The organism is Mycoavidus sp. SF9855, assembly GCF_024582735.1.
Classification (GTDB): Bacteria; Pseudomonadota; Gammaproteobacteria; order Burkholderiales; family Burkholderiaceae; genus Mycoavidus.
Map to the genome: position 1 here is coordinate 1,880,425 of NZ_CP102085.1, position 26,857 is coordinate 1,907,281.

The following is a 26,857-nucleotide window of genomic DNA, read 5'->3' on the forward strand; positions in this document are numbered from 1 at the left end:
GCACGTCCCAAGGCTTTGTTTTGCTCACAGCTGCTCAAATTGACACCATTTCAAAATCCTCTTTGCGGGCACCACATTCTGGGCAGGTCCAGTTGATTGGGACGTCTTCCCAACGCGTACCCGGTGCGATCCCCTCTTCTGGTAAGCCGGCTTCTTCATCATAAATCCAGCCGCAAATCAGGCACATCCAATTTCTATATTCCATACTATGATTATCGCTACATCTCACAAACTATGATTCAAGCGTTGCCAGAACACCTCAAAAAGGTGATGGTACCCCGGCTGCAACGCAATTTGCTCATATTTTGAGATAAATCTTGTCAAAAAAGTACAAAAAACCCGCATCACTGCGGGCTTCTTGTTCAGAGATTCGCACAGTGTGCCCGAAAGCACACCGCCCAAACACAGGCGAACCTGGACTATTACATATCCATGCCCATACCGCCCATGCCACCCATGCCGCCCATACCACCAGGCATGCCACCTGCAGCCGCTTCTTCTTTCGGCGATTCAGTGACAGTGCAGTCCGTGGTGAGCAACAAACCGGCAATTGACGCTGCATTTTGCAATGCAGTGCGGGTCACCTTGGTTGGGTCAACCACACCAGCTTGCACCAGATCTCCGTACTCACCAGTAGCCGCGTTATAACCAAAGTTGCCTTTGCCATCGGCCACTTTTGCAACCACTACGCTGGCTTCCTCACCACCGTTTGTAACGATCTGACGCAGTGGCTCTTCCATCGCACGCAGTACGATTTTGATACCAGCTTGCTGATCAGCGTTATCGCCTTTCACGTTAGCCACTGCGTGGCGGGCGCGAATCAGGGCAACACCACCGCCTGGCACGATCCCTTCTTCAACCGCTGCGCGGGTTGCATGCAAGGCATCTTCAACACGCGCTTTCTTTTCTTTCATCTCAATTTCAGTCGCCGCACCCACTTTGATCACGGCTACTCCGCCTGCCAACTTGGCGACACGCTCTTGGAGTTTTTCGCGATCATAGTCAGAAGTTGCTTCATCCATCTGTACACGGATTTGCTTAACGCGAGCTTCGATACTTTTCGCATCGCCTGCACCATCAATAATTGTGGTGTTTTCTTTAGCAACTTCAATGCGCTTGGCTTGACCCAACTCGGCCAGTGTCGCTTTCTCAAGCGTGTGCCCAGTTTCTTCAGCAATCACTTGACCACCGGTCAAGATCGCAATATCTTCAAGCATTGCTTTGCGACGGTCGCCAAAGCCTGGCGCCTTCACTGCAGCGGACTTCAAGAAACCACGCATATTGTTCAGAATCAGGGTAGCCAATGCCTCACCCTCAATATCTTCAGCGATGATCAACAATGGACGGCCTGACTTCGCAACCTGATCAAGCAAAGGCAACAAATCGCGAATATTGGAGATTTTTTTGTCGTGCAGTAGCACATATGGGTTATCAAGAGCAGCAACTTGCCGATCTTGATTATTAATAAAGTAGCCAGACAAGTAACCGCGGTCAAACTGCATACCTTCGACCACATCAAGCTCGTTCTCTAGTGATTTACCATCTTCAACGGTAATCACACCTTCTTTGCCTACTTTATCCATCGCTTCAGCAATCAGCTTGCCGACTAATTCATCGCTGTTAGCCGAAATTGAGCCAACTTGAGCGATTTCTTTAGTGGTCGTGCATGGTTTGCTGATGTTACGCAACTCTTCAACCGCAGCGGCTACCGCTTTGTCGATGCCGCGCTTCAAATCCATTGGGTTCATGCCCGAGGCAACAGATTTCATGCCTTCACGCACAATCGATTGCGCCAGCACGGTGGCTGTTGTAGTGCCATCGCCAGCATTGTCGCTGGTTCTTGACGCTACTTCTTTAACCATCTGCGCGCCCATATTTTGCAGTTTGTCTTTGAGCTCAATTTCTTTTGCAACCGAGACACCATCTTTAGTGACGGTTGGGCCACCAAAGCTACGCTCGAGCACAACATTGCGTCCCTTTGGACCCAATGTAACCTTAACTGCATTGGCTAGAATATTGACGCCTTCAACCAGTTTGGCACGGGCCAAATCACCGAATACAACTTCTTTAGCTGCCATCTTTAACTCCTTGAATTCTCTAACTTGATGAACTGAAAACTACGCTTAGCTAACTAGCACAGCCATGATGTCTTCTTCGCGCATCACCAGCAACTCATTACCGTCGATCTTGACCGACTGGCCGGAATATTTGCCGAATAGCACGCGATCGCCCACTTTAACGTCAAGCGCAATCGAAACACCTTTGTCATCTTTCTTACCTGGCCCAATCGCCATTACTTCACCTTGATCAGGCTTTTCAGCAGCAGTCTCAGGAATAACCAAACCTGAGGCGCTTTTGGTCTCTTGGTCCAAACGCTTGATAATCACACGATCGTGCAAAGGACGCAGCTTTTTCATACAGACTCCTCTCAATAAATACTAGAGAACAACTAAATTTTTAAGGCTCAAAGGGAGAAGTATCCCCGAGCCCCAAAGGGAAGATTTATTAGCACTCCTTGCTAACGAGTGCTAATTATACTTAATATGGAGATACATTGCACAAATTCAAGGGTGATGCGCAGCTTTACAGGTTATCGTCATTAAGCGCGGCTCGCCGATCAGCCAATAACGCTAGGCTGGCTGGGCGGCGCCTCTACTACTTTATCGCAAAAGCGGCCAGATATTCAGCCCAATGCGCGCCAACTTCAGCGGCTAACGCCTCTTTAACCAGCATCACTTCCTGCTCATATTCTTGCGGCGTAAAGCCCCCCCGCATTTGCTGGAAGCGGCAGTACATTAAATACGTATTGACCACATCCGTTTCGCAATAACGACGAATTTCATCGATCCGCCCTTCGTTAAAGGCCTGCCAGACCTGGCTCCCATCCATCCCCAGTTTGCCAGGAAAGCCACAGAGCTTAGCCAGTGCATCAAGCGGTGCGTTGGCGCGTGGCTGATAGAGGGCAAGTAAATCCATCAAATCCGTATGGCGAGTATGGTAACGGCTGATGTAGTTATTCCATTTAAAATCGCGATCATCTTCGCCCAGGTCCCAGTACTTTGGCGCCACGACGCCATTCACCAACGCCCGATAGTGCAGTGCCGGCAAATCAAACCCGCCACCATTCCAGGACACCATCTGCGGGCTATATTTTTCGATGATGCGAAAAAATAATTGGATCAGCGTCGCTTCCGAATCTTTGCCGGTACCGAGCGATTTTACCCGGAAGCCTTCCTTGTCTCTGAAGGCACAAGCAATCGCCGCCACCCGATGCAAATAGTGCGGCAAAAAATCGGAGCCAGTTTTTTCGCGGCGAGCAGCAAACGCACGTTGCGCCACTTCTTCGTCAGACAGGGTTGCGGGCCAACCTTCCAACTGGCGCACGCCCGCAATATCAGGAATCGTTTCAATATCAAAAACTAAAATAGGTGTCACAGCATTGCGTCCTTACGTACGCCATTAGAGAGGAAATAACGCTTTAAGCGCACCATTGCTTCTTGCTGAATCTGCCGCACCCGCTCACGCGTCAAGTCCATTTCGTCAGCCACTTCCTCAAGGGTCGCAGGTTCAACATTACCTAAGCCAAAACGGCGCTCAATCACATGCCGATGCTTGTCCGGCAGACGCGCTAACCAAGCACGCATCAATTGCTCAAGCTCGCGTTGCTGGATCTTAGCCTCAGGCAATTGGCTCTGCTCGTCAGATAGAAAATCAAGCAAACTACTGCCCGGATCTAATTCTAGCGGCGCATCGAGCGAAGTCGTGCGTTCGCCTAAGGCCAGAATATCAGACACTTCATCGACCGTCTTGCCCGTCAGATGAGCAATATCATCCACACTCGCGTCACGTTGATCAGAGGGGCCATCGGCATTCGCCGCGCTTTTTTCTAAATGACGTTTAGCACGCAAGACTTGATTTAACTCGCGAATGACATGGACCGGCAAACGCACAGTGCGCGCTTGATTCATAATGGCGCGCTCAACACTTTGCCTAATCCACCACGTCGCATAAGTAGAAAAACGAAACCCTCGCTGCGGCTCGAATTTGCTGATTGCGTGCATCAGCCCGAGGTTGCCTTCTTCGATTAAATCAAGTAGCGGAACACCGCGGTTTAAGTAACCTTTAGCAATGCTGACGACTAAACGCAAATTACGCTCAATCATGATTTGCCGGGCTTCAAAGTCTCCCTGCTGCGCACAGGTTGCGTAGTGCTGTTCTTCGACCACCGTCAGCAAAGGCTTAGCGCTAATTCGATTTAAGTAATGCTGAATCGTGTCGGCGGTCAATTCAGACCGTAACAGCGCTTTAACATCACTTGGGTCAGGCTCATCACCGGCCAACGCCTCTGGCTCACGTTGGTTTTCATTTTCGTCGATTGCCTCTTCGTCAAGCGCCTCTTCAGCCGCCTCACTGTCTCGCTCAAACCGCAGATCAGTGGCCTCTTCCGAGTTTAATACCTCATCCAGCTCACTCAATAGTGAATCAGCTATCGGGTACGACTGCAGGCGCTTTGAGTTCGGCATATTGACTTGAAAGAGCTAACTTATTGGGGAGTGGATAAATACTTCATTGGATCCACCGGCTTGCCCTGCTGACGCACTTCAAAATGCAACATCACGCGATTTGCATCGCTATTTCCCATCTCGGCAATTTTTTGCCCCTTGGCTACAGCCTCGCCTTCCTTAACGAAAAGCGCTCTATTATGCGCATAAGCTGTTAAAAATGTAACATCATGCTTGATAATGATCAAATTGCCGTAACCTCTCAAGCCATTGCCGGCATACACAACCCGGCCTTCAGCCGCAGCTGAGATTGGCGTTCCTACAATACCACCAATATCCAAGCCTTTATTTTTTAACTCATCAAAAGTACCCAGGATTGGGCCCCGTACCGGCCATGCAAAAGCCATTGCACGCGCGGCCGGAACCGCTGTCTGCGCACTCGGCCCAATACTTGCGACAGGGGCGCCGTAAAGGTTGGCGCCGCCGCCATCCAGCGAACGCACCTCAACCGCGCCATCTGCCACCGGCGCCGTCGAGACACCTGGTGTATTCGGCGCGGGTTCCGCACCTGGCGGCACGACGCGCAACAGTTGGTCAACTGCGATCTGAGACGAGCTTTGCAGATGATTCCACGCCACAACATCCTGATAATGCTGACCATGTTCAAGGGCAATTCGATAGAGCGTGTCACCTAGCTTCACGCGGTAGTAGCCGGGAGGCGGCGACGATGGCGCCAAGGCTAACTGGCTAGCCAATGCACTTGCCTCAAAACGGTCGCTGATGGGCGCATTGATAAGTCGCGTCGAACACGCACCAAAGGCCAGCAGCGACAAGGCGCAAAGAATGCCCTGAAAAATCGCTGGACCGCGGGATATACCCAATCTTTGCAACGTAACCATCAATTTCAAATCACTCCGGATTTCAAGGGGACAAAAAAAACGCGATCGAGTCTTGACTCGCGCCATTGGGTGGCTGAGACACGTTCAATCAGCGTCAAAACTTGTGTTTCATTGCTTGTTTCTTGCTCAGCGGGGATCACCACGGGTGCGATCAAACGCCCGCCAACCGCAAGCTGCTCAAGCAACCTATCGGGAATACCGATGCCAGCCGCGGCAATAATAATCGCATCAAACGGCGCCGCCGCCGGCAAGCCCAAGCAACCATCACCATAATGTAGCCGAAGATTCGCTACGCGTAGCGGGCGCAGGTTTTTTTTAGCGCGCTCAAATAATGGCCGCACCCGCTCAATCGAATAGACTTCGCGCGCGACATGGCTCAGCACGGCAGCCTGATAGCCGCAGCCGGTGCCAATTTCAAGCACTTTTTCCAGCGCCCTGTCGGCCGCGGCCAGCTCAATCATCCGCGCCACCACGGCGGGCTTAGAAATCGTTTGTTGATGACCAATCGGCAACGCGAGCTCTTGATAAGCTTGTGCCGCTAAGCCCGGATCGACAAATAGATGTCGTGGCACCGCCTTCATCGCCGCCAGCACCCTCGCATTGCTCACACCACCTGCCCGTAAGCGCTCAACCATGCGCTCACGCACCCGTTCTGAGGCCAAGGCCGGATGTAACACGCTGCCCCGCTTAGACAGGCTGGGTTGAGAAGCCATCGTCTCCATCCGCGCAAGCGTACTTACCCAGCTCTTTGCAGTAGGCGCGGCGCCGACTCCGAGATAATCCCGATTAATCTGGCTAGCACGTACTTCAGCCAAGCCAAGCGGAAAACGCTTAGCTTGCGTCATAACTCTGACTCCACCGTCGATACCCAGTCTTGCACTAATGGCAGCAATTGCGTGTGAGTGAGATCCAGTTGCAGCGGAGTAATGGATACGCGACCCTGCGCCACGGCATGAAAATCCGTGCCCTCACTGGCATCGCAGACGTCCCCCGCAGGCCCAATCCAATAAATTGGCTCGCCACCTGGACTCATCTGCTGAATCACGGGTTGCGACGGGTGCCGCTTACCAAGCCGCGTCACACACCACTGCCCTAATTCATGATAAGAGCGGTTGGGGATGTTAATATTCAACAAAAGTGGTGCCGATAACGGGTTTTCAAGATAGTGTGCCACGATATCGCCGGCTACGCGAGCCGCGGCCCCTAGATGCTCCCAGCCTTTATCGGCCAGAGAAAAAGCCAATGAGGGAACGCCGAACATAAACCCTTCCGTGGCCGCTGCCACCGTGCCTGAATACAACGTGTCTTCGCCCATATTCTGCCCATTATTGATACCCGAGACAACTAGGTCCGGTTTGTAATCAAGCACCCCCGTGAGCGCAATATGAACGCAATCCGTTGGCGTACCATTCAGGTAGCGGAAGCCATTAGTCGCGTGCATCACTGACAGCGGCCGCGATAAAGTCAATGAATTAGACGCGCCGCTACAATTACGCTCGGGCGCGAGCACCGCGACTTCGGCCAATGGTTTTAAAGCTTCATAGAGCGCGGCTAGGCCAGGAGCCAAGTAACCATCGTCATTACTGAGTAGAATTCGCATATTTACGATTGTAACTGAGGAAACACCACACATGCTAAGCTACCGCCACGCCTTTCATGCGGGCAACCACGCCGATGTGCTCAAACATAGCATTATCGTGCATATCTTGCGTCATCTCGCCCAGAAAGATAAAGCTTTCTGGTATCTCGACACACACGCAGGCGCAGGTGTCTATGAGCTATTTAGCGCATATGCAACAAAAAACGCCGAATACGAAACCGGCATTGCACGGCTATGGACACAACGCGATTTACCCCCTTTGCTAGCGGAGTATGTCGCTCAAATTCGCGCCCTTAATCCAGCTGGGGATTTACGCTTTTATCCAGGCTCACCCTGGCTTGCCTGGCACCTCACTCGAAGCCAAGACAGGCTGCGGCTGTTTGAGCTCCATCCAACCGAAATTAAAGTGCTACGCGATAATTTTAGCCAGCTGGAAACGGACCAAAAGCCGCGTGCTCTATTGCTTGCGGGTGATGGCTTTACGGGACTCAAGACCTTGCTGCCGCCCCCTCCCCGACGGGCGTTGGTGCTCCTTGACCCGTCTTATGAAGATAAACAAGACTATCAGCGCGTACTGGATACACTACAACAAAGCTTACGCCGCTTTGCAACAGGAACCTATGCGATCTGGTACCCACAGGTGCAACGCCTTGAGTCGCAGCGCTTTGCCGAGCAGCTAAAAAAAATCTCGGAAAAAAGCTGGCTGCACGCCTCGCTGCAAACGTGCCAGCCCTCGCTAGACGGCTATGGCTTATACGGCAGCGGGATGTTTATCCTGAACCCACCTTACGCATTAGCAGACAACTTAAAAGTCGCTTTACCTTACCTCGTGAAGACACTCGGGCAGGATGCGGCGGCAACCTTCAAGCTTGAACAGCATACAATATGATGGCGACCCTTGAGACGCTTAAATGTAGCCGTATAAAGATACCTCAATGGCAAAAAAATCGCTAAACGCCGACTAAGGTAGAATAAACTTATAATTGACTGAACGGCAATAAAACAAATTAGGTATGCGCTAATATTTCGTGAGCTGGGGACATGCTTCAAAGCCACTTAATCGTAGCATCTTAAAGGGGCCTGCGGTGACAGAAATTAATCAACAGCGGCTACGTTACTTCTACGAGGTCTGCATTCGTGGAAAAATTCGTAGCGCCGCCGACAGTTTGAATACAAGCGCATCCGTGATTACGCGCCAGATCAAATTGCTGGAAGAAGAAATCGGCTTCAAGCTGTTTGAGCGACGCCCCCGCGGGGTTGTGCCAACAGACGCAGCTGAGTTATTACTCGAATATTACCGCCACAATCGTAATGCGCAAGTCGATTTCGAAATGGGCTTACAAGAGCTACGCGATATGCGGCGAGGCACGATTCGTCTTGCCATGCCCGCTACTTTTGTCGGTGCGCTGATGAGCGTATTCAATGACTTTCGCCAACAATATCCTAATATTAATCTGCATATCGAAGAGATCTTCGAATCGATTCAGATCGTGAATCAAATTCTCGAGGACATTTCGCATATAGGGGTGGTTCATGTTTGCCCAAACTACGCAGACCTTCACTATTATGCCCGCGTGCCTTTGCCCTTATACATGTTAGTTGGTAAAAATCATCCGCTGGTTCATCAGCACAAGGTCACCTTTGCAGAAGCCATCCGCTATCCGCTGTCGTTGCCCGCTTCAGGTGTTTTGCCGCAAATGGTTCAATCGATCGCACGCGCGGAAAAAATCGAGTTTCCTACGCCAGTGTTTGTGAGTAATTCAACCACCGCTCGCAAAGAATTTGCCTGCGCCGGCTCAGGGGTAATCTTTATGTCAGTTTTCTCAGCGCGCAAAGAAATCGAAGCGGGCGAATTGATTGCGTTGGAAATAGACCATCCGGTTTTTAAGTCTACTGACCTGTCTTTAATCATCAGACGCGGCAAACCGCTTTTGCCAGCCACTGAGGAATTACTCAACTTACTCTCCGCGCACTTATCTATTTTTACCTTTGAGCCCAAAATTAGCGATCCCCTAACCACGATGTCAGGAGCCTCACATGAGTGATCAAAAGCAACCTCGCAACTTTAGCCGCCGCAACACTATCAAAAAAATGGCAGCTTTGGGTACCGCGGCACTGTGCGCGCCATTTATTATCACTCCCTCCAGAGGACTTGCCAAAGAACGCCAACAAAAAATCTTCATCCGCACTTCAGGTGGCTATATTCAGCAGGCCTACGCAGAAATATTATTCAAACCCTTTTATCAAGCATCTGGGATTGAAGTGATTGGCATTCCATCCAATGCGGAGCCCACTGCAGAAGTTAAAGCGATGGTCGAAACCAACACTTACAATTGGCATATGGCGTGCCTCAGTCATCGGGCGATCCAGTTTTTGGGCCAGCGTTACCTCGAACCGCATAGACTGGAGCAAGACCCCATCATTGCAACGATTATGCCGCAATTTATGACGCCTTATAGCGTTGGGACGAACGTCTTTACTATCGTGCTGGCGTATCGTACGGATGCCTTCAAAGGACGCCAAGCACCCAAAACATGGCGGGATTTCTGGGATGTGAAAAACTTCCCTGGCCGCCGCGGATTGCGTAAATCCCCCTTCGATACCATCGAGGAAGCATTAATGGCGGATGGCGTATTGCCAAATGCCGTCTACCCGTGCGACCTCGACCGCGCCTTTCGCAGTCTGGACAGAATCAAGCCGCACATCTCCGTCTGGTACCAAAATGCCCCGGAAACCGAACAACTCCTGAAGTCTGGCGAAGTCGATTTAATCCCGGCTTTTACCGACCGCGTGCTGTCTGCCATCGATGCGGGCGCACCCGTTGCCTATTCGTGGGATCAACATATCTATGGATACGATAATTGGACCATTCTGAAAGGCACGCCCAACGCCGACGCCTGCCGTGAATTCATTAAATTTGCCTCGCACCCGAAACGACAAGCGCTGCTTGCGCCCTATGGGATTGGACCGACGCAACCTGAGGTTTTAAAACCAGACTATATTGATCCAAAGCACGCAAAACTCCTGGCGACCTATCCAGACAATTTCAACCAAGGCCTGGCCAGCAATGGTGTGTATTGGATGAACAACCAAAGCTCAGTGATTGAACGCTATAACCACTGGCTGCTAGACTAATTTTGATTTTTTGAGCCGCAGCTTAATGGTAGCCCGTTGACCACAGCTTCATGGTAATCAACTGAGCAACCAATGGTTAAATTGTTGGATGATGGCATCTTGCTTAAGCCAATACGAAGCATCGATGAACAAACCTTTCTTAAGATTATCTGGGTGGGTCGGAAGACGCTTGGCATAGTTCGGATCAATCCGGTTTGGCTTGAAAGCGCCAGGATGGGTAGGCCCAATTCCGTACGGCGCGAGCAGCGCCTGCCGCTCTGGTTGACAGGCAAATCGAATAAATTTTCGGCACGCATCGGCGTTAGGCGTGCCTTTTAAAATCGCCCAATTGTGGCATCCATAAAGATGCTGTTCCCATGAAATGGCAACCGGCGCACCGGCATCGATGGCAGACTGCGCCCAAATACTAAAAACTGGAACTAAATCGATCTCACGGGTTTTCAACAGGTGCTCGGCGTGAGTCCCACCGCCTCCCCACCAGACAGGGATTTGAGATTTAATTTTATCGAGACTGCGCAATGCCCTATCCAGATCACACGGGTAGACGCTGCCTGCCGGTACACCATCGGCCATCAGTGCGATTTCAATGGTGTCAAAAGGAAGCTTACGTAGACTACGGCGGCCTGGAAAATTCTCCACATCCCAAAAATCCTGCCAGGACTTCGGCGCTTGACGCCCTTTGAAAGCGTCCGTCCTGTAGGCCAGCACAGTAGCATAGGCATTCGTTCCAACCCCGTACGCAGATCTAAAATGGGGTGGAATCGATGAAATAATAGGATCATCTTCAAGCCCGTGCTTTTCCAGATAGACCTTACCCGTTGTCATGAAGTGCACGGCCCGATGACTGATCGCCATCATATCCCATAGGTAACTCTGGGTCTCGACCATCGTCCGAATCTGCGCCGTAGGCTCTGCATCTGACTGGACGCTCACCACGGCGATACCGGTCTCTCGCGTAAAAGGTTGATATAAAATTTCGTTATATATTTTGCTGTAAATACCGCCAGGATCGCGTAAGACGATGCGCTGTGCAGCCGCCCGCGAAGGCGTAAATATAAAAGGGGCACTGATTGCAGCGGTAGCCGCGACGATCTTTTTAAGGGCTGTGCGACGAGTGATCAAAGGTTACTCCACTTTCGTATAGCGATTGATTAATGAACGCTTAAGATTAATGAACGCTCAAATCTTTGGCCGCATGTGCACAAACCAATAACTTTGCTTCAAGCACCCTAAGCAGTTGATTCGCTGCTGGCGGAAACGGCTTACCCTGCTTGACGGCCAAGCAGAATTGGAACGATTTAAAACTAGGATGATCAACTTCCACCGCGACCAGTTGGCCAGCCTTAATTTCCTGGCGCGCAGCAAGGGCTGACATAAATGTCCCACCCTCGCCAATACTAGAGAATTTTTTCCGACTAGAAATAGAATCACTGACAAAAACCGGAGCCAACTGGACATTCTCAGAGCGCTCAGCCTCTCGAATCACCGACCATAGGTTAGAGGCCGCGGATGGCAAGGCAAGAGGATAGCGCGCAGCCTCCAAAAAAGTAACTTTTTTCTGGCTAGCCAGCGGGTGATTGCAACTCACCACCAAGCAAATAGGGAGCGGCACCCTCACACTATATTTAATCTTTGGATCATTGAAAGAATAATGACTCATGATCCCCATATGCGCTTCGTCCGCCACGACTGCAGCCACAATTTGATCCGCTGTACTGGCTTCTTTAATGCAAATATTTAAACCAGAGCGCTCCATACAGAAATCATGCAGGACATCTTCTACCAGAATCTCACTATACGCTTTGAGCACAATAATATTAATCATGCCCCGCTTCATACCACGCAACTCTTGTAAGCCGGCCTCTAAATTCTGCCGTAGCGTATAGCAAACTTGATAATATTTTTGCAGCAACTCAGCGGCCTCAGTGGGCGCCACCCCACGCGGGCGACGCTCAAAGAGCTTAGCCCCGACTTCCTCCTCCAAGAGCCTAATTTGACGCGTGACAACCGACGTATCTGTATTCAAATTGGCAGCTGCTCCACGAATTTTTCCGCAGGTGTATACCTCATGAAAATAGCGTAGTCTGCGCTGATTAATTTCTTTCATCGCGCATTCCTTTGAAGGTTGGTATGTACAGTTTTAAAAACCATGAGTGTGGTCGATAAAGTGGGAAAGATACACTATCATATTTATTCTTGTTCAGCTGATAATACTGCACCCTATCTTATCTCGCAATTCTGGCACCCAGCATTTTTCTAAAGAGCCCACATGAACATTTTTCTTATGGGGCAAGGTCAGTGCTAGGCTGTCCAAAAAATGGCAATGAAAAAGGACCGGCAGTATTAAAATCAGACACCCACGGACCTGAGCTACCTTGCGCCTCGTTGCCGGAGTAGCTCTGCATTTTGAGGGCTCAAATTGTAGGCATTTTCGATCAATGCACCTTCCGCAGTTAGCATACCTTGCTCCACCTCTTCCTCAATATACCCGTGTGCAGGGGATGGATCGTCGGAAATATGCCGCAGCCTCACCGTCTTATCATCACTTGCAGATGCTAACCACTGGCTGTCACTTGAAAACGCGATGCTATTCACCCAAGACTTATGCTCAGTATACGTGCATGCAAGAGATCGATTGCCCGAGACATGCCACAGCCTCACCGTATGCCCCCAATCTACAGACGCTAACCACTGACCATCGTTTGAGAAAGCGACACTATTCACTCCCATATCATGGCCAGTATATGTGTGCGCAAGAGATGGATCACCCGAGACATGCCACAATTCCACACTATCATTACTTCCAAACGCCAAATATTGGCCATCGACTGAAAACGCGGCACTACCCGCCCAATCTGGAGATCCAGAGTACATCTGCGCGGGAGATCGATCGCCTAAGACATACCAGAGGAACACCATCCGAGTATCATCAGCAGCTAACCATCGGCCATCGCTTGAGAACACGACTCTACCCGGTCCGATCTCCCTGGCGCCAACAGTATATGTGTGCGCAAGAGATCGATTACCCGAGACATGCCACTGTTCCACACTACTATAATTACTTTTACTTCCAAACGCCAAATATTGGTCATCGGCTGAAAATGCGACATCTCCATATCCAATATACGTGTGTGCGAGAGATCGATCGCCCAAGACATGCCACAGATTCACCCTCTGACCATCACCAACAGCTAGCCACTGACCATCTCTTGAGAACGTGATACTATGCACCGGATCCTCATGGCTAGTATACGTATGGACTTTCTGTAAATTCTCTGTTTCATAGAGATAGATATATTTGCTTTCTGTCACAGCCAACCAGCGCCCATCCAGTGAGTAACTACAGGCCTTTACTTCATTTTCCATCTGTAATGCGGGCCTTTCGCCCAACCTTAATCCCTTGAGATCGGCCCTCTCCAAATTGACTCCTGCTAGCCGGGCACGGTACCACTTTACATTTCTTAAATCCGCACCTTGAAATTGGGTATCATCAAATACGCCATAACTTAAATCTGCGCCAGGCACGCGTATTCCACTAAAATCTCTGTTATTCAATTGCACGCCAGCTTTCACTAATAGCGTTAGCGCATTGGCTGCCACGGCGTGTACTTCTTCTGTCTTAGAACGCTCCACCCAACTCAATAACTTTTGTTCTAATCCAGAGTTATTCTGAATTTCTTCGTATAAATATTTAAATATCTCTGGATCATTGACAAATCGTAGCAGCTCAAAAAGCGCAGATTTCTCTACAATCTGATCGAGTTGATCCAAGTTCCATAACCTTACAAACTCATTCCACGCAAGAGTTTTCATGCTCTCGTCTGAGTTGATCAAAGCTTCCTGATATTTAACTTTAATCCTATCTTTGATGAGGTGTAGCTTTAGGGCGGGCGAATCTAAGGGTTCGCCATTGCGAGTCACCGTAGTCAGTGCTTTAAAAAGATTCTGCTGGTCCACTGGTTGCAAATGACTTTCTACTTCTTCTCGAATTTCAACGGGGAGTGAGAGTAAAGAAGGCGCTGTAGCTTTTTGCACTACGGAATAAGATTGAGTTGCAGCGCTCGAAATAGGCGTTAACATAGATTATTCTCTTATATTCAATTATAGGGGCGCCATCAGGCAAAATTTAGATAGACCCGGATTGTAGCTAAATCGTAAGGGCTTGCCGCTTGAAGCTAGTTAACCATAGTTGGCCGCATCTAAATATCGATGGAGCGAGCATAAAGATGGAAACAGAATTTTGGCCAGCCCAGGTGAGGTAAGTCATTACGCACAATTAAATCTATAAATGGAGCCAAAATGATTCAGCACGTAATTGATGTCTTCTTCGAGCGTTTCTGGGTCTCGTGCTTTAAAGGCAAACCATTTGGACAGCTGTGTAGCAGCCTGGGATGCGAACCGTAGCAGTGAGACAGAACAGGGGTTTCTGGTTTGGCATGTTTTTTGATAATTTTTGCACCGACTCGCTTTTTCTCAAAGAGCTTCATGGTTGGGCAAAAGAAATTATTGAGCAAGCTGAATTCATTAGTATACAGGTCATTCATCATGGTAACGAGCTCGGGATTGGCAAAGCGCTCATAGCCAAAAAGCTGACGGACACAAGACCAATTTTTTTGCTCAACATGCGCATTATCAAGGCTCCAGACAAAATCCCCTGCTAAGCTTGGGCCGCAATGTGCCACCATATCGGCCTCGATAAAACCCGGCTTTGATATATCCCAATGACAGCCTTGCAAAGGGATTTTATTTTTAAACAAGGTTCCTGGTTTTGTACCTGATAAACCTCGTTTGCCTGTTTGAGCTCTTACCGGTGCAAGCGATCGATCGTAGCAGATGACATAGCCAGAAGCTTGTGACGTGCCTCATTAGCCATCTCACCACGCATAGCCTCATAGTGTGGTAGCCAGAGCGGTATGGCAACTTTTAGGCGTTTGGAGGCCATTTGATCGGTAGCAAGCGGCACATAACGGCACCATCACCTCGGCGCAATCGTAGCGCGATGGCTTGCCTGGCTTTTTTCTGGTAGCTTGTTTTTTCGGTTCGTTTAAGCGCCGCAGAGCATATTTGCGATGGTAGCCGCAAACCGCACAAAATTCGTCCAATATCTTGCTTTTGTCACATCGCTTGGCTTTGCGGTAGCGCTTTCGTATCGCTTCCAAATACGCTTGCTTCTCATGCTTTTTCATCATCGATAACCATCCTTTCTTCGGTTACCAATGATGTGAGTCAACGTATTACTTTTTTACCACTCTTGGGTTACTTTTAATGTGAGGCAACTCGTTCTTCTAGTACAGTTTTGCAAATCACTCATCGTAGTATATACCAATGAATATACTATTAGAGATTGAATTCAAGGAGCCTAATATGCTCAACGTACGAAGCGCCAAGCTTTTCCAAAATGGGGCCAGTCAGGCCGTTCGGCTCCCTGCCGAATTCCGCTTTGAAGGCAATGAAGTCTATATCACTCGTGACGAAGTCACCGGTGACGTAACATTATCCAACCGCCCAGGGGCTAAAACATGGAAGGACTTTCGAGACTTAATGCATTCCATTGATGTACCCACCGACTTTATGGAAGAGCGTCCAATGAATGTTATGCCACAAGAGCGCAATTTATTTGAAGATGCAGCAACATGAGTATGCTTCACATGCTGGATACGGACACCGCCAGTTATATTATTAAAGGATGCCCACCAGAAGTCGAAGCCAAATTAGCGACCATCAATCCTTCAATGGTTTGCGTATCGGTCATAACCCGTGCTGAGTTGATGTATGGGGTAAAACGTTTACCCACGGGTCATAGGCTTCATATAGGCGCTCGGCAGTTTCTAAAAATGTTCGAGTTTTGCCTTGGGATGCGGAAGCCGCTGATTACTACGCCGATATTCGGCATCAACTCGTAACAAACAGGGCAACCTATTGGGGAAATGGATATGATGATTGCCGCGCATTTTTTGTCGGCTGACGCACTGTTAGTCACAAACAATATTCGCCACTTCGAGCGAATTGAGGCTCCCTTGCTATTAGCTAACTGGCCCCCTCAGTAAAAGTTTTCATAAAACTTTAAATGGGAACCTAAAGAACCTCCGCATAGCCCCATAGCAAAGAGGTATAACATCGCTTTTGATTTATGCGGAGATTCTAACACTATTACTCAGCGCTATCCTCATCTTCAGTGTCATCTTCAATTTCGCTGTTCTTTTCAGCTTCCTGAATATAATCCACTGCCTGCTGCACTGTCTTGAGTTTTTCGACATCTTCATCAGGAATTTCAATTCCGAACGTATCTTCGAAGTCCCCTATCAACTCATAAAAATCTTCCGGGTCAATACCAAGATCATCAATGAACGAAGCTTCATTTTTTATTTCTTCTACAGAAATATCAAACCCTTCAGCCACGAGCAACTTCACCATTTTTTCAACGCTATTCATCGTTCCCTCCAAGGTAGTTAATAAAATCTATTACTCTTAATGCGTCCGATTATCAGGTTTATTCAATGAATTCTTTCTTCAGCCAATAGCAAAAAAACCGTGGAAGTTCTACCAAATCCAGGGACAAATAATACCTTCGCTGTCACTATAACTCTTACTCACCGCGAAATGCAACATCGTTATAGAAACTTGTAAAAGGTTAAGTAGCTGGAACGCAACGTTGCGTTCCAGCTACTTAACCTTTTTAGGTTTAATACAAAAACTTGACAGATCCTCCAGGCACTGATAAAAATTGTGGCTATGGTAAAAATTCTAATTTACCTCGTTAGTCGTTTAAGTCGTAAACATTTAGATAGCGCAGGCTCTCTAAATTCAATCAGCGCATTTGCTAGTATTCATTTCAACCCAAAGGAGATTTCTATGAATAAATCGGAACTGATTGACAGTATTGCAGTAAGTGCTGACATTTCTAAGGCTACGGCTAGCAAGGCATTGGACACCGTGATAGATTCTATTACAGGGGCTTTGAAGCAGGGAGATGACGTGGTGCTCGTTGGTTTTGGTACCTTTTCTGTCAAAGAGCGGGCCGAACGTACAGGTCGCAATCCCCAAACCGGTAAGGCTATCAAAATTTCGGCGGCTAAAGTACCAGGGTTTAAGGCTGGTAAGGGGCTTAAGGATGCGGTCAATTAGGCCATATTAAATGCGCTTTTGTTAACTAAGGAATTAATTAAACTTTTAATCTCACATTTTTAATTAACTCAAGGCACAACAACCCAAGGAGAGATTTTTATGAGAAAACCGGAACTGGCTGCCTGTATTTCAGAAAAGGCTAACCTTACCAAGGAGCGTGCTAGCATGGTCTTAGATGCCATACTAAATTCTATTACAAATGCTTTGGACCGAGACACCGTGACGCTCGTTGGTTTTGGTACCTTTTCTAAACGTCACCGGGGCGCACGTACAGGCAAAAACCCCCAAACCGGCCAAGCTATCAAAATAGTTGCATCTAATACCGTGGCGTTTGTTCCTGGGAAATTGCTTAGGGATGCGGTCAATTCCAAATAGTTAAATGCGCTTTTGTTAACTAAGGAATTAATTAAACCTTTAATCTCACATTTTTAGTTAACTCAAGGCACGAGAGGGGCGGAATTCCCGCCCTTTTTTATTTGTCCGCCGTATTCTTTTAATATCACAGCCCCATCCTATCCATAATCTGCTCGATCCCTTTTTCAGAATCTTGCGCAAAATCCGCAATGGCTTGACCTAACCTGGAAGGCCTTGAACTGACCGGAGACTGCGCACGCTAGCGCTGCTGCGGCGCAGCAATCTGTACAGTGTCATACAACATACGCACTGCTGACGCCCATTGATGCGGCTGATAGGTTGAAGCAAACTCTTGAAGCTTGCTCGGGTCAGCAAAATACGACTCAACCACTTTCATTCGCGCCGGACGATCCATTTCGTGGCTACGGCCTTTCAAATATTGCGCCATCGAAGCTTTACCTTCTTCAACTGACACCGTAATGAGCATAAAATTTATTTATGGCGTCCACTATTGACGACCTAGCTCAGTCGGCGTGATGAACGTTAACATCACCGTTTACAAGTGAAATTCCTTACGTCGCGCGAGCAAGCTGCTCCGACGATCTTGACGAAGCAAGCCGGCCAAACGGCGCAGCGTTGTGCGATGGTTGCCCCGGGTTATTGAGAAGATACATAAATACCCCATTAATCCTTTATTCTACAAGGCTTTTCGGTTTATTTGAAGGGGAGGATATTGGGGCCAGTTTTGGGCAACTGGCGGAGGCGGTAGGATTCGAACCCACGGTACGGTCGCCCGTACGGCTGATTTCAAGTCAGCTGCCTTCAACCACTCGGCCACGCCTCCAAAGAGGACGCTATTGTAACGCATGGGCTCACAAAAACAAACTCTGTAAATCATTTAAAAAGCGCCGGCCAAGTGGCGTTGGCGCAATCGTTTCATGGTCACGCAGCAGTAGCCCACGTGCTTCGGCCTCACGCAATGGCGCCTCGATGGTGGTGAGCGGCAAGCCAGTACGCTCAATAAAACGATAGACTGGAAACCCTTCCGGCAAGCGCAATGCGTTCAACATAAATTCAAATGGCAGTTCATCAGTACGCACCTCATGTTCTTCCTGTACGGGAAGTGCCTGCTTGCATTGCGTGAGATAGGTCGCTGGATGCTTATACCTTACTTGCCGGATGATTCGCTCTGGAAAAGATAATTTGCTATGCGCGCCGGCGCCAATGCCGAGATAATCACCAAAACGCCAATAATTCAGATTGTGCCGACAGGATTGGCCTGGCTGCGCATAAGCGGAGACTTCGTACTGAAGGTAGCCCGCCTCCTGCATCTTCAGCTGAAGCCACTCCTGCATATCCGCGCAGAGATCGTCATTAGGTAAGATCGGCGGATATTTTGCAAAGCGGGTATTAGGTTCAAGCGTGAGCTGATAAAGCGAGAGATGGGGCGGGTTATAGGAGAGCGCGGTTGCTAGATCTGCGCGGCATTCCTCTAGGGTCTGGCCTGGCAACGCAAACATTAAATCAAGGTTAAAGTTACCAAACACGTGTTGCGCAATTTCGGTGGCCCGCCGTGCTTGCTGCGCATCATGAATGCGACCAAGCGCAGTCAGGTGTGCACCATTGAAACTTTGGATCCCAATTGATAAACGGTTAACGCCACTGGTGCGAAATTGGCTAAATTTCTCAGCCTCAAAGGTACCAGGATTCGCTTCTAATGTAATTTCCGCATCTGCCACCAGCGGCAAGCGCGCCCGTATATCCGCTAATAAACGGTCAAGGCCTGCTGCCGATAAGAGGCTGGGCGTGCCGCCGCCAATAAATATCGAATGAACCGGCCGCCCCCAGATCAGTGGCAACGCATGCTCGAGGTCAGCGCAGAGCGCATCCAGATAAGCATCCTCTGGAAACTCACCTGTCCCCTTCCATTCATGCGAATTAAAATCGCAGTAGGGACATTTTTTAACGCACCATGGAAAATGCACATAGAGCGAGAGCGGTGGCAATGCAGCCAGTTGAATCCGCCCCGGCGCGAACAGCGGAGCGACTACGCTACGTTGCGCGGTTGGCAAGCTTATAACAACTGGCTTGACTAAGCTTATATCTAAGCTCATAGCGCGATCTCAACGCCTTCGTTATTGAGCCGCAGCAATAAGCGCGCACTCGCGAGGGCACGATGACTGATGGTGTTTTTAATCGTTGGGTCTAATTCAGCTGCGGTTTGTCCGAGCTCTGGCAGATAAAAAAGTGGATCATATCCAAAACCATGTGTGCCACGCGCGGCGGTTGCAATTTCACCGTACCAGCGTGCTTCAACGATGATTGGCTCGGGGTCATGCTCGTGTGCGACATAGACTAAGACACAAGTGTAATGCGCACGCCGGTCGCGATACGACTCAAGCTCGCTGAGTAACAGTGCGTTATTGGCCGCATCTGTTTTAGCGCCACCCGCGCGTTGCGCAAATCGAGCTGAATGCACGCCAGGCGCACCCTGCAGCGCGTGCACACATAAACCGGAATCATCCGCCAGCGCAGCCATGCCGCTTGCACGCGCGGCATGGCGTGCTTTAGCCAGCGCATTTTCAACAAAGGTTAGGTAGGGTTCTGCCGCTGGTGTCACACCAAGCTCATTTTGCGGCACTAATTTAAGTCCCGCTTGCGCCAACAGAGCGGTAAATTCACGCAGCTTATTAGCATTGTTTGACGCTAACACCACCTGGGCAGCTTTACGCAACATCGAGTCCCAACGCTTCTCTTTGTTTGGTGATTAGACTTGCGATACCGGTTTGCGCCAGATCAAGCAACTGATTCATTTCTACTCGCGAGAAAGCAACTCCCTCAGCGGTGCCTTGGACTTCGACGAAATGACCTTGGCCGTTCATCACGACGTTCATATCGGTGCCACATTGCGCATCTTCATCGTAGTTCAGATCGAGCACAGGAACGCCATTGACAATCCCAACTGACACCGCCGCCACCCAATCCGTGATGGGCGACAGCGCAATCCGCCGGGTTGTCAGTAGCTGGGTTACCGCATCGTGCGCGGCTACAAAAGCACCGGTAATACTCGCCGTGCGTGTGCCCCCATCAGCCTGAATCACATCGCAATCGATATGCAGCGTACGCGCACCAAGCTTTTTAAGGTCAAATGCTGCACGTAACGCACGTCCAATTAAACGCTGGATTTCTTGGGTGCGGCCGGTCTGCTTACCGCGTGCTGCCTCGCGCTCGCTACGCGTATGGGTCGCGCGCGGCAACATGCCATATTCCGCGGTGAGCCAACCTTGATCTTGGCCGCGCAAAAATTCTGGCACTCGCTCAGCGACGCTCGCCGTACAAATCACTTTGGTATGACCAAATTCAACCAATACCGAACCTTCGGCATGTTTTGTGTAATCGCGGGTCATGCGCACTTCACGCATTTGACCAGGGGAGCGGCCATCCGGCCGTAGTGATAATCCATTCATAGAGCGCTAATTATATACTGCTGCGCAGCCTAAGCGCGTTGCTACCAAGAATAAAGGAAGCGTATATCCTTTAGAATACGGTACTCTACCCTTGACCTAGTTAAAATGAATTTTCTCGCCGTTATTTAGAGGGCGTTGCAACATCTAGCGAGCACAATGATGATTTATAGCATGACCGGCTATGCCAGCGTCACACACGAAGTACCTATTGTAGCGGATAGTGGTGATCCACCAACGAGTGTATCGGTTGAGTTGCGCACCGTTAACTCGCGTTTTTTGGATCTCAATTTTCGCATTCCCGATGACGTTCGCGCCAGTGAACCCATCTTGCGCGAAATGTTGACACAAAAATTAGGCCGCGGCAAAGTCGAGATTCGCATCAATCTGCAGCGCGGTGAAATACTTCCTACAATCAATACGCTTAACCATGATGCGCTAGAACAACTCGCTTTACTTGAGCCTCAGATATTGCGCCGCTTTCCAGCAGCTGGACGGCTGACAATTAACGAGATTTTGCATTGGCCTGGCGTACTGAGTAGACGTAACGGCAGCGCTCAAATGGCAGATAGTTTGAGCGAAACCGTGATCAAATGCGCTCAGCAAGCCCTCGATGAATTAATCGGCATGCGCGCGCGCGAAGGCGCGCAACTTGCAGCCATGCTGCTTGCCAAAGTGGCTGAGATGGAGAGCCTTGTCAGTCAAATTATGCCTTGGGTGCCAGAATTAATGGCCAAACACCAACAGAAGATTGTCGAGCGTCTACAAGAAGCGCTTGGACTTGCCACCGCAGACAATGCGCCAGCGCTTGTCTCGCCAGAGGAAACCGCCGAGCGCATACGGCAGGAAATGACCATTTACGGCATTCGCATTGATATCAATGAGGAATTGTCGCGCCTATCGGCTCATTTAAACGAGACCAGACGCATGACCCAGCAAGGTGGCCGAGTGGGCAAGCGGCTTGATTTTATGATGCAAGAGCTCAACCGAGAAGCCAACACACTTGGCTCAAAAGCTGCCGCTAAGGAACTGGCCGATACGGCCATGTCGCTTAAGCTTTTAATCGAGCAAATGCGCGAACAGATACAAAATTTGGAGTAAGCTTCTGGCTTATTATTCAGCACCTATTTGCAAGCTATAACCCTTCTCTCGCGGTCTCCAATCATGCGAGAGAGAATTTTTAAACTGGAGCCCGTTTTATCATGAGCCAGGCCACCTCACCTTCCATGCCTCCCTCTGCCACTCCACGCAGCCACTCAGCGGACAATCAGTATCCTGGCCATTTGTTTATGGTCATAGCGCCTTCAGGCGCTGGCAAATCAACGCTGGTCAATGCCTTACTTGAGCAAGATGCAGGCATTAGTTTATCGGTCTCTTATACGACACGCGCGCCTCGGCCTGGTGAGGTAGATGGACAGGCTTATCATTTTGTGACTCAGGAAGATTTTTTCGTGCGCCGCGCCAGCGGTGAATTTATCGAGAGCGCCGAGGTGCATGGACATTATTATGGGACTTCACGCCTGTGGATTGAAAAACAGGTCGAAGCTGGCCACGATGTGCTGCTTGAAATTGATTGGCAAGGCGCGCGGCAAATACGCCGACAGTTTAGTCATGCGGTGAGCATTTTCGTTTTACCGCCTTCGCTTGAGGCCCTCGAAGAACGGCTAAAAAAACGCGGGCAGGATGCGCCCAATGTGATTGTGAGAAGGTTACTCGCCGCCGGCAATGAAATAGCCCATGCCGCCGAAGCTGATTACGTCATCATCAACGATGTGTTTGCACATGCACTCGCCCAATTGCAATCGATTGTCACCACGACACGGCTACGCTTTGCCTCTCAGTGTGCGCGTCATGCTCAGTTGTTTACTGAGTTAGGCATTCATGCGCCTAACACCAATTAAACAACAAAATACCTTTAAAAACCTCTTTAAACCCTACTGAGGTAAAATGTACTTATTCTTATAAAGGAAGAACTCATCATGGCCCGCATTACTATCGAAGACTGCCTGCAACCCGGTACCAATCGTTTTGATCTTACACTGGCGGCTACTTACCGGGCGCGCCAGCTCATCTTAGGACACGCCACTAAAGTGGGTAACCGCAATAAGCCGCCTGTTGCCGCTTTGCGTGAGATTGCCGACGGTGTTGTAGAGATTAATGAGATGTTAAAAAAAGTGCCGCTGTAAGCACATCCAGCCGCGCTCATCTCAAGCGAGTACGATTAATCTATGGAGGCAAATATGAACGAAAGTCCATCTTCTGCCTCCAAATTAGATACGCCGGTAGCGCGCAAATATATCGATGAAGTGCTTGAGCAGTCGTTTAAGCATTTATTTGGCCCCACTGCCACGCCTGAACAGCCGCGTAAGCATGAAGTCGTTTCAATCGCACAATTAACCACAGCTTTATCCGATTACCTCGAACAGTCAGAAATCGAGCAAATCAAAGTTGCTTTCCATTTCAGCGATCAAGCTCATCTTGGCCAGTATCGGCAAAGTGGCGAACCCTACATCACGCATCCGATTGCGGTTGCCGAAATTTGCGCCAGCTGGCGACTCGATGCGCAATCCATCATGGCAGCCTTACTCCATGATGTGATGGAAGACCAAGGGGTCACCAAAGCCGAGTTGGCGGAGCATTTTGGGCCGAAGGTCGCTGAATTGGTCGATGGTTTATCCAAACTCGACCGCATGGAGTTTCGCAGTCGCGAAGATGCACAAGCGGAAAATTTCCGCAAAATGATGCTGGCCATGGCACGCGATGTGCGTGTGATCCTCGTCAAATTAGCCGATCGTTTGCACAATATGCGCACACTTAGCGCTGTGCCGGCGGAGAAACGCCGCCGCGTCGCGCGTGAAACGAACGATATTTATGCACCGATTGCACACCGACTAGGCTTAAATAATACCTATCGGGAATTGCAGGAAACTAGTTTTGCGAATTTTCATCCGCATCGCTATGCAACGATTGAAAAAGCCATAAAAGCAGCACGCGGTAATCGCCGTGAAGTGGTTGGCAAAATCCTGGAGGCAGTCCAGTACGCGTTTGCAAATGAGCAGATTGACTGCGAAGTCACGGGCCGCGAAAAAACCATCTATAGCATCTACCGTAAGATGCGCGACAAACAATTGTCGTTTTCGCAAGTTCTTGACGTATATGGTTTTCGCATCGTGGTCGAAAAACCTATTGAATGTTATTTATGTATGGGCGTCTTGCACTCCCTTTACAAACCCGTACCCGGTAAATTTAAAGATTACATCGCGATTCCCAAAATCAACGGCTATCAGTCATTGCATACCACACTGGTGGGCCCGTTTGGCACCCCCGTTGAATTTCAGATCCGCACCGAAAAGATGCACGATATCGCCGAGGCCGGCGTCGCTGCGCATTGGCTCTATAAAAATGGCAGCGCAGATTTGAACGATGTCCAACAACGCGCTCATCAATGGCTCAAATCGTTGCTGGATATTCAATTGGAAGCGGGCGATGCGAGTGAGTTCCTGGAACACGTTAAGATCGACCTCTTTCCAGATGCAGTCTATGTGTTTACGCCGGCATCAAGCATCATCACGCTGCCACGTGGCGCCACGGCACTTGATTTCGCTTACGCCATCCACAGCGAACTGGGCAATCAATGCGCCGCAGTAAAAATCAACAATGAAATGCTGCCGGTGCGCACTGAGTTGCAAAGCGGCGATATTGTCGAGGTTATCACCGCCCCCTCTTCCAAGCCGAATCCAGCGTGGCTTAGCTTCGTGCGCACTGGCAAAGCGCGCTCGGCCATTCGGCATTACCTCAAAACGATGCGCTTCAATGAATCCATACAATTGGGTAAACGGCTTATAGAACAAGCCCTCAAAGGCTATGGCCTCTCATTAGAAAGCATGACGCCGCAGGTTTGGAGCAAACTAGAGCAATGGACGAATCACAGCAGCCAAGAAATCTTCGCTGACGTTGGACTAGGTCGTTGCATTGCCGCCGTCATGGCAAAACGGATTGAGGTCTTGCTGGGAGGACATGAAGATGAAGCTCATAAAGATACACAGACTAAGCCTCTAGGGTCAGGCGCCGCCCCGGCCAACAGCACCCATAGTCCAACCCCCATTATGATTAGCGGCGCTGAGGGCATGTCTGTCCAATTATCGTCCTGCTGTCGCCCGATTCCAGGGGACGCCATCATGGGCTACATTGGACTCGGCCTGGGGATGGCGGTTCACACCACAGAATGCCGCGTAGCCCACCGCATTCACAAGCGCGATCCAGAGCGTTGGATTGATATCGCCTGGGCACCCCAACCAGGGCGTTTGTTCGATGTCGTGATCAAGATCCTAGTGCGTAAAACAAAAGGCGTTTTTGCGCGCATTGCAGCGGACATTACAGCCGCCGACGCCAATATTGCGCATATTGCGATGGACGAAGATTTCGCCCAAGAATCCGCTGTGCTACGCCTGGTGATTCAGGTGGCTAATCGAGTGCATCTAGCGAATGTGATGCGCCGCACGCGCATCAATCCAGATATTATGCGTATCGCCCGCGAAAAATCTGGCGAAAACCAAGCTAGCCGTCGCAATGGCGGTATGCAGATTGAGCGCGAGCGGCCAGATTATTAATGCTTGTCGGGCTTGTCAGAGGATTAATGGTATGACTACCCAATAATGGTAAGACTATCCCAAAGAACCGTGCTTGGCGCACGCATATAGAAGTCCCACTTAACCCTCATCGGCTCGGTCAGGGTATTGAATCTTAAGCACCTCGATTTGCATCATGCCGGTTGGCGTATGCAGCGCCACCGTGTCACCTATTTTTGCTTTAAGCAAAGCCCGCGCAATCGGTGAGACCCAACTCACATGACCTTGCTCTAGATTAATTTCATCCACCCCGACAATGGTGACGGAATGTTCAACGCCCTCATCTGTCGCATAGGTAACCGTTGCGCCAAAAAACACCTGATCTAGATTTTCCTGGTAACTGCTGTCTACGACCTCCGCATTATCCAGTCGCTTTGTCAAAAATCGAATTTGTTTGTCGATTGCACGTAAGCGCCGCTTGCCGTAAATATAATCTGCATTCTCCGAGCGGTCTCCATTGGCAGCCGCCCAGGATACGGTGCGAACCACCTCAGGCCGCTCATGATCAAGCAAACTCAATAACTCTGCTTTTAATTTACGATAGCCTGCTGGCGTCATGTAATTCTTCGCCCCAGCGGGTATTTGCACCTGCTCAAGCTCTATTTCATTTGGCTCAGCAGGTTCCGATTCTTTAATCCAAGCTTTATTCACGTAAAACCTTTTCCTCTAAATCCAGCCCCTAATTGGCCTTGCTACCCAATTTTACCCTAGCGATCCACCCTTCTTTTACATCTAAGTGCAAGTATATTGTAGCAATCGCTTGACACCAAATAAGCACTTATTCATAATCTCGTCTTTGCATTGAGTAAGACGCAAAACACGCAATGTAATTTATGCGGGAATAGCTCAGTTGGTAGAGCGCCACCTTGCCAAGGTGGAGGTCGCGAGTTCGAGTCTCGTTTCCCGCTCCAATCTATCGGTTGCATATAGAGGGGCGACTGGCAACGTAGAACATTATCGCCCAGTCAAGCTTGATCCCTGGCGGGATGGCAGAGTGGTCATGCAGCGGCCTGCAAAGCCGTCAACGCCGGTTCGATTCCGACTCCCGCCTCCAGTTCTCCAATGCCAAGAACACACGCAAAAGCTGGCAGGCTCGCTTTTACGTCTTTCCTTTATCCGCGTTATTCCATCCTACCTTTGCTGTTGGTTT

The 26,857-nt window shown here is 49.6% G+C and carries 28 protein-coding genes, 3 tRNA genes and 2 pseudogenes; 14 read left to right on the top strand and 19 right to left on the bottom strand.

Translation table 11 applies throughout. The features are described 5' to 3' along the window. Positions 1-34: 34 nt before the first annotated feature. The 8 genes and pseudogenes from NQD60_RS07505 to surE all read right to left on the bottom strand — a co-directional run bounded on the left by NQD60_RS07505 (position 35) and on the right by surE (position 7,001). Positions 35-205 carry a rubredoxin gene (locus tag NQD60_RS07505; protein ID WP_223692132.1) on the bottom strand — a complete coding sequence of 57 codons (171 nt, stop codon included), beginning with the start codon at positions 203-205 and terminating at the stop codon, positions 35-37. 217 nt (positions 206-422) lie between these two features. Beyond that, entirely contained in the window at positions 423-2,078 is a 1,656-nt protein-coding gene (gene groL / locus NQD60_RS07510; RefSeq protein WP_257100305.1) for a chaperonin GroEL, read from the bottom strand. A 45-nt stretch (positions 2,079-2,123) separates the two neighbouring features. Continuing rightward, entirely contained in the window at positions 2,124-2,417 is a 294-nt protein-coding gene (locus NQD60_RS07515) for a co-chaperone GroES (protein WP_257100306.1), read from the bottom strand. Positions 2,418-2,655: 238 nt separating this feature from the next. Then, positions 2,656-3,435 (bottom strand): 3'-5' exonuclease, encoded by a 780-nt coding sequence (locus tag NQD60_RS07520; RefSeq protein WP_257100307.1) that lies wholly within the window; start codon positions 3,433-3,435, stop codon positions 2,656-2,658. After that, positions 3,432-4,397: pseudogene (gene rpoS, locus NQD60_RS07525) on the bottom strand (RNA polymerase sigma factor RpoS); the annotation flags it as partial. The gene NQD60_RS07520 and the pseudogene rpoS, both read right to left, overlap by 4 nt. Before the next feature lie 146 nt (positions 4,398-4,543). Further along, positions 4,544-5,401 (bottom strand): peptidoglycan DD-metalloendopeptidase family protein, encoded by an 858-nt coding sequence (locus NQD60_RS07530; RefSeq protein WP_257101295.1) that lies wholly within the window; start codon positions 5,399-5,401, stop codon positions 4,544-4,546. A 5-nt stretch (positions 5,402-5,406) separates the two neighbouring features. Then, positions 5,407-6,111: pseudogene (locus NQD60_RS07535) on the bottom strand (protein-L-isoaspartate(D-aspartate) O-methyltransferase); the annotation flags it as partial. Positions 6,112-6,242: 131 nt separating this feature from the next. Continuing rightward, on the bottom strand, positions 6,243-7,001 hold the full coding sequence (gene surE / locus NQD60_RS07540; RefSeq protein ID WP_257100309.1) for a 5'/3'-nucleotidase SurE: 759 nt from the start codon (positions 6,999-7,001) through the stop codon (positions 6,243-6,245). A 31-nt stretch (positions 7,002-7,032) separates the two neighbouring features. Here surE and NQD60_RS07545 point away from each other — a divergent pair, with 31 nt between their 5' ends. From NQD60_RS07545 to NQD60_RS07555, 3 genes are all read left to right on the top strand, one after another. Next, on the top strand, positions 7,033-7,890 hold the full coding sequence (locus NQD60_RS07545; protein ID WP_257100310.1) for a 23S rRNA (adenine(2030)-N(6))-methyltransferase RlmJ: 858 nt from the start codon (positions 7,033-7,035) through the stop codon (positions 7,888-7,890). Positions 7,891-8,086: 196 nt separating this feature from the next. Further along, positions 8,087-9,046, top strand: coding sequence for a LysR family transcriptional regulator (locus NQD60_RS07550; RefSeq protein WP_257100311.1), 960 nt, complete (start codon positions 8,087-8,089; stop codon positions 9,044-9,046). Next, positions 9,039-10,136 carry an ABC transporter substrate-binding protein gene (locus NQD60_RS07555; protein ID WP_257100312.1) on the top strand — a complete coding sequence of 366 codons (1,098 nt, stop codon included), beginning with the start codon at positions 9,039-9,041 and terminating at the stop codon, positions 10,134-10,136. Before NQD60_RS07550 ends, NQD60_RS07555 begins: the two co-directional genes overlap by 8 nt. Before the next feature lie 57 nt (positions 10,137-10,193). Here the strand turns inward: NQD60_RS07555 and NQD60_RS07560 are convergent, their stop codons facing one another. From NQD60_RS07560 to NQD60_RS07570, 3 genes are all read right to left on the bottom strand, one after another. Further along, positions 10,194-11,258 carry an ABC transporter substrate-binding protein gene (locus tag NQD60_RS07560; RefSeq protein WP_257100313.1) on the bottom strand — a complete coding sequence of 355 codons (1,065 nt, stop codon included), beginning with the start codon at positions 11,256-11,258 and terminating at the stop codon, positions 10,194-10,196. A 46-nt stretch (positions 11,259-11,304) separates the two neighbouring features. Next, positions 11,305-12,243, bottom strand: a complete 939-nt coding sequence (locus NQD60_RS07565) for a LysR family transcriptional regulator (RefSeq protein WP_257100314.1) — start codon at positions 12,241-12,243, stop codon at positions 11,305-11,307. Positions 12,244-12,506: 263 nt separating this feature from the next. Next, complete coding sequence (locus NQD60_RS07570) at positions 12,507-14,216, bottom strand: pentapeptide repeat-containing protein (protein ID WP_257100315.1); 1,710 nt, start codon at positions 14,214-14,216, stop codon at positions 12,507-12,509. 311 nt (positions 14,217-14,527) lie between these two features. Between NQD60_RS07570 and NQD60_RS07575 the strand changes: the two genes are divergently transcribed. Next, the gene (locus NQD60_RS07575) at positions 14,528-14,797 is read left to right on the top strand and encodes a hypothetical protein (protein WP_257100316.1); all 270 of its coding nucleotides are present in this window, start codon (positions 14,528-14,530) and stop codon (positions 14,795-14,797) included. Positions 14,798-15,025: 228 nt separating this feature from the next. Here the strand turns inward: NQD60_RS07575 and NQD60_RS07580 are convergent, their stop codons facing one another. Then, the gene (locus NQD60_RS07580; RefSeq protein ID WP_257100317.1) at positions 15,026-15,325 is read right to left on the bottom strand and encodes a hypothetical protein; all 300 of its coding nucleotides are present in this window, start codon (positions 15,323-15,325) and stop codon (positions 15,026-15,028) included. 136 nt (positions 15,326-15,461) lie between these two features. Between NQD60_RS07580 and NQD60_RS07585 the strand changes: the two genes are divergently transcribed. After that, on the top strand, positions 15,462-15,773 hold the full coding sequence (locus tag NQD60_RS07585; protein WP_257100318.1) for an antitoxin: 312 nt from the start codon (positions 15,462-15,464) through the stop codon (positions 15,771-15,773). Then, positions 15,770-16,039 carry a hypothetical protein gene (locus NQD60_RS07590; RefSeq protein ID WP_257100319.1) on the top strand — a complete coding sequence of 90 codons (270 nt, stop codon included), beginning with the start codon at positions 15,770-15,772 and terminating at the stop codon, positions 16,037-16,039. The genes NQD60_RS07585 and NQD60_RS07590 overlap by 4 nt, the downstream gene beginning before the upstream one ends. A gap of 247 nt (positions 16,040-16,286) precedes the next feature. Here the strand turns inward: NQD60_RS07590 and acpP are convergent, their stop codons facing one another. Beyond that, positions 16,287-16,568: an acyl carrier protein gene (gene acpP / locus NQD60_RS07595; protein WP_257100320.1), complete on the bottom strand. Its 282-nt coding sequence runs from the start codon at positions 16,566-16,568 to the stop codon at positions 16,287-16,289. A gap of 420 nt (positions 16,569-16,988) precedes the next feature. On the opposite strand from acpP, the gene NQD60_RS07600 reads away from it, so the two are divergent. Then, positions 16,989-17,261, top strand: coding sequence for an HU family DNA-binding protein (locus NQD60_RS07600; protein ID WP_257100321.1), 273 nt, complete (start codon positions 16,989-16,991; stop codon positions 17,259-17,261). 99 nt (positions 17,262-17,360) lie between these two features. Then, entirely contained in the window at positions 17,361-17,636 is a 276-nt protein-coding gene (locus NQD60_RS07605) for an HU family DNA-binding protein (RefSeq protein WP_257100322.1), read from the top strand. A gap of 238 nt (positions 17,637-17,874) precedes the next feature. Here NQD60_RS07605 and NQD60_RS07610 read toward each other — a convergent pair whose 3' ends face one another. From NQD60_RS07610 to rph, 5 genes are all read right to left on the bottom strand, one after another. Further along, positions 17,875-18,102, bottom strand: coding sequence for a hypothetical protein (locus NQD60_RS07610; protein WP_257100323.1), 228 nt, complete (start codon positions 18,100-18,102; stop codon positions 17,875-17,877). Positions 18,103-18,369: 267 nt separating this feature from the next. Further along, a tRNA-Ser gene (locus NQD60_RS07615) sits at positions 18,370-18,459 on the bottom strand. Positions 18,460-18,487: 28 nt separating this feature from the next. Further along, positions 18,488-19,729 (bottom strand): radical SAM family heme chaperone HemW, encoded by a 1,242-nt coding sequence (hemW, locus tag NQD60_RS07620; protein ID WP_257100324.1) that lies wholly within the window; start codon positions 19,727-19,729, stop codon positions 18,488-18,490. After that, positions 19,726-20,352: an RdgB/HAM1 family non-canonical purine NTP pyrophosphatase gene (gene rdgB, locus NQD60_RS07625; protein ID WP_257100325.1), complete on the bottom strand. Its 627-nt coding sequence runs from the start codon at positions 20,350-20,352 to the stop codon at positions 19,726-19,728. The genes hemW and rdgB overlap by 4 nt, the downstream gene beginning before the upstream one ends. Beyond that, a complete protein-coding gene (gene rph, locus NQD60_RS07630) occupies positions 20,342-21,082 on the bottom strand; it encodes a ribonuclease PH (protein WP_257100326.1) in 741 nt (246 codons plus the stop codon). The genes rdgB and rph overlap by 11 nt, the downstream gene beginning before the upstream one ends. A 159-nt stretch (positions 21,083-21,241) precedes the next feature. Between rph and NQD60_RS07635 the strand changes: the two genes are divergently transcribed. From NQD60_RS07635 to NQD60_RS07650, 4 genes are all read left to right on the top strand, one after another. Beyond that, entirely contained in the window at positions 21,242-22,180 is a 939-nt protein-coding gene (locus NQD60_RS07635) for a YicC/YloC family endoribonuclease (RefSeq protein ID WP_257101296.1), read from the top strand. 125 nt (positions 22,181-22,305) lie between these two features. Then, entirely contained in the window at positions 22,306-22,980 is a 675-nt protein-coding gene (gene gmk, locus NQD60_RS07640; protein ID WP_257101297.1) for a guanylate kinase, read from the top strand. 78 nt (positions 22,981-23,058) lie between these two features. Continuing rightward, a complete protein-coding gene (gene rpoZ, locus NQD60_RS07645; protein WP_223692170.1) occupies positions 23,059-23,265 on the top strand; it encodes a DNA-directed RNA polymerase subunit omega in 207 nt (68 codons plus the stop codon). Positions 23,266-23,319: 54 nt separating this feature from the next. Continuing rightward, a complete protein-coding gene (locus NQD60_RS07650; RefSeq protein ID WP_257100327.1) occupies positions 23,320-25,689 on the top strand; it encodes a bifunctional (p)ppGpp synthetase/guanosine-3',5'-bis(diphosphate) 3'-pyrophosphohydrolase in 2,370 nt (789 codons plus the stop codon). Positions 25,690-25,788: 99 nt separating this feature from the next. Here the strand turns inward: NQD60_RS07650 and greB are convergent, their stop codons facing one another. Continuing rightward, on the bottom strand, positions 25,789-26,358 hold the full coding sequence (gene greB, locus NQD60_RS07655) for a transcription elongation factor GreB (protein ID WP_257100328.1): 570 nt from the start codon (positions 26,356-26,358) through the stop codon (positions 25,789-25,791). A 184-nt stretch (positions 26,359-26,542) separates the two neighbouring features. Between greB and NQD60_RS07660 the strand changes: the two genes are divergently transcribed. Together NQD60_RS07660 and NQD60_RS07665 are read left to right on the top strand one after the other, a co-directional pair. Then, positions 26,543-26,618 (top strand) — tRNA-Gly (locus NQD60_RS07660). Positions 26,619-26,687: 69 nt separating this feature from the next. Next, positions 26,688-26,761 (top strand) — tRNA-Cys (locus NQD60_RS07665). The last annotated feature ends 96 nt before the right edge of the window (positions 26,762-26,857 follow it).

Bases quoted from the DNA above. Each gene is read 5' to 3' on its own strand.
- NQD60_RS07585 (WP_257100318.1), top strand. From the start codon at position 15,462: ATGAATATACTATTAGAGATTGAATTCAAGGAGCCTAATATGCTCAAC.
- NQD60_RS07635 (WP_257101296.1), top strand. From the start codon at position 21,242: ATGATTTATAGCATGACCGGCTATGCCAGCGTCACACACGAAGTACCT.
- NQD60_RS07570 (WP_257100315.1), bottom strand. From the start codon at position 14,216: ATGTTAACGCCTATTTCGAGCGCTGCAACTCAATCTTATTCCGTAGTG.
- acpP (WP_257100320.1), bottom strand. From the start codon at position 16,568: ATGAATAGCGTTGAAAAAATGGTGAAGTTGCTCGTGGCTGAAGGGTTT.
- NQD60_RS07505 (WP_223692132.1), bottom strand. From the start codon at position 205: ATGGAATATAGAAATTGGATGTGCCTGATTTGCGGCTGGATTTATGAT.
- rpoZ (WP_223692170.1), top strand. From the start codon at position 23,059: ATGGCCCGCATTACTATCGAAGACTGCCTGCAACCCGGTACCAATCGT.
- NQD60_RS07555 (WP_257100312.1), top strand. From the start codon at position 9,039: ATGAGTGATCAAAAGCAACCTCGCAACTTTAGCCGCCGCAACACTATC.
- surE (WP_257100309.1), bottom strand. From the start codon at position 7,001: ATGCGAATTCTACTCAGTAATGACGATGGTTACTTGGCTCCTGGCCTA.
- NQD60_RS07545 (WP_257100310.1), top strand. From the start codon at position 7,033: ATGCTAAGCTACCGCCACGCCTTTCATGCGGGCAACCACGCCGATGTG.
- NQD60_RS07515 (WP_257100306.1), bottom strand. From the start codon at position 2,417: ATGAAAAAGCTGCGTCCTTTGCACGATCGTGTGATTATCAAGCGTTTG.
- NQD60_RS07600 (WP_257100321.1), top strand. From the start codon at position 16,989: ATGAATAAATCGGAACTGATTGACAGTATTGCAGTAAGTGCTGACATT.
- NQD60_RS07650 (WP_257100327.1), top strand. From the start codon at position 23,320: ATGAACGAAAGTCCATCTTCTGCCTCCAAATTAGATACGCCGGTAGCG.
- NQD60_RS07610 (WP_257100323.1), bottom strand. From the start codon at position 18,102: ATGCTCATTACGGTGTCAGTTGAAGAAGGTAAAGCTTCGATGGCGCAA.
- groL (WP_257100305.1), bottom strand. From the start codon at position 2,078: ATGGCAGCTAAAGAAGTTGTATTCGGTGATTTGGCCCGTGCCAAACTG.
- gmk (WP_257101297.1), top strand. From the start codon at position 22,306: ATGCCTCCCTCTGCCACTCCACGCAGCCACTCAGCGGACAATCAGTAT.
- NQD60_RS07530 (WP_257101295.1), bottom strand. From the start codon at position 5,401: ATGGTTACGTTGCAAAGATTGGGTATATCCCGCGGTCCAGCGATTTTT.
- rdgB (WP_257100325.1), bottom strand. From the start codon at position 20,352: ATGTTGCGTAAAGCTGCCCAGGTGGTGTTAGCGTCAAACAATGCTAAT.
- NQD60_RS07580 (WP_257100317.1), bottom strand. From the start codon at position 15,325: ATGATGAAAAAGCATGAGAAGCAAGCGTATTTGGAAGCGATACGAAAG.
- NQD60_RS07575 (WP_257100316.1), top strand. From the start codon at position 14,528: ATGCGAACCGTAGCAGTGAGACAGAACAGGGGTTTCTGGTTTGGCATG.
- NQD60_RS07605 (WP_257100322.1), top strand. From the start codon at position 17,361: ATGAGAAAACCGGAACTGGCTGCCTGTATTTCAGAAAAGGCTAACCTT.
- rph (WP_257100326.1), bottom strand. From the start codon at position 21,082: ATGAATGGATTATCACTACGGCCGGATGGCCGCTCCCCTGGTCAAATG.
- NQD60_RS07565 (WP_257100314.1), bottom strand. From the start codon at position 12,243: ATGAAAGAAATTAATCAGCGCAGACTACGCTATTTTCATGAGGTATAC.
- hemW (WP_257100324.1), bottom strand. From the start codon at position 19,729: ATGAGCTTAGATATAAGCTTAGTCAAGCCAGTTGTTATAAGCTTGCCA.
- NQD60_RS07590 (WP_257100319.1), top strand. From the start codon at position 15,770: ATGAGTATGCTTCACATGCTGGATACGGACACCGCCAGTTATATTATT.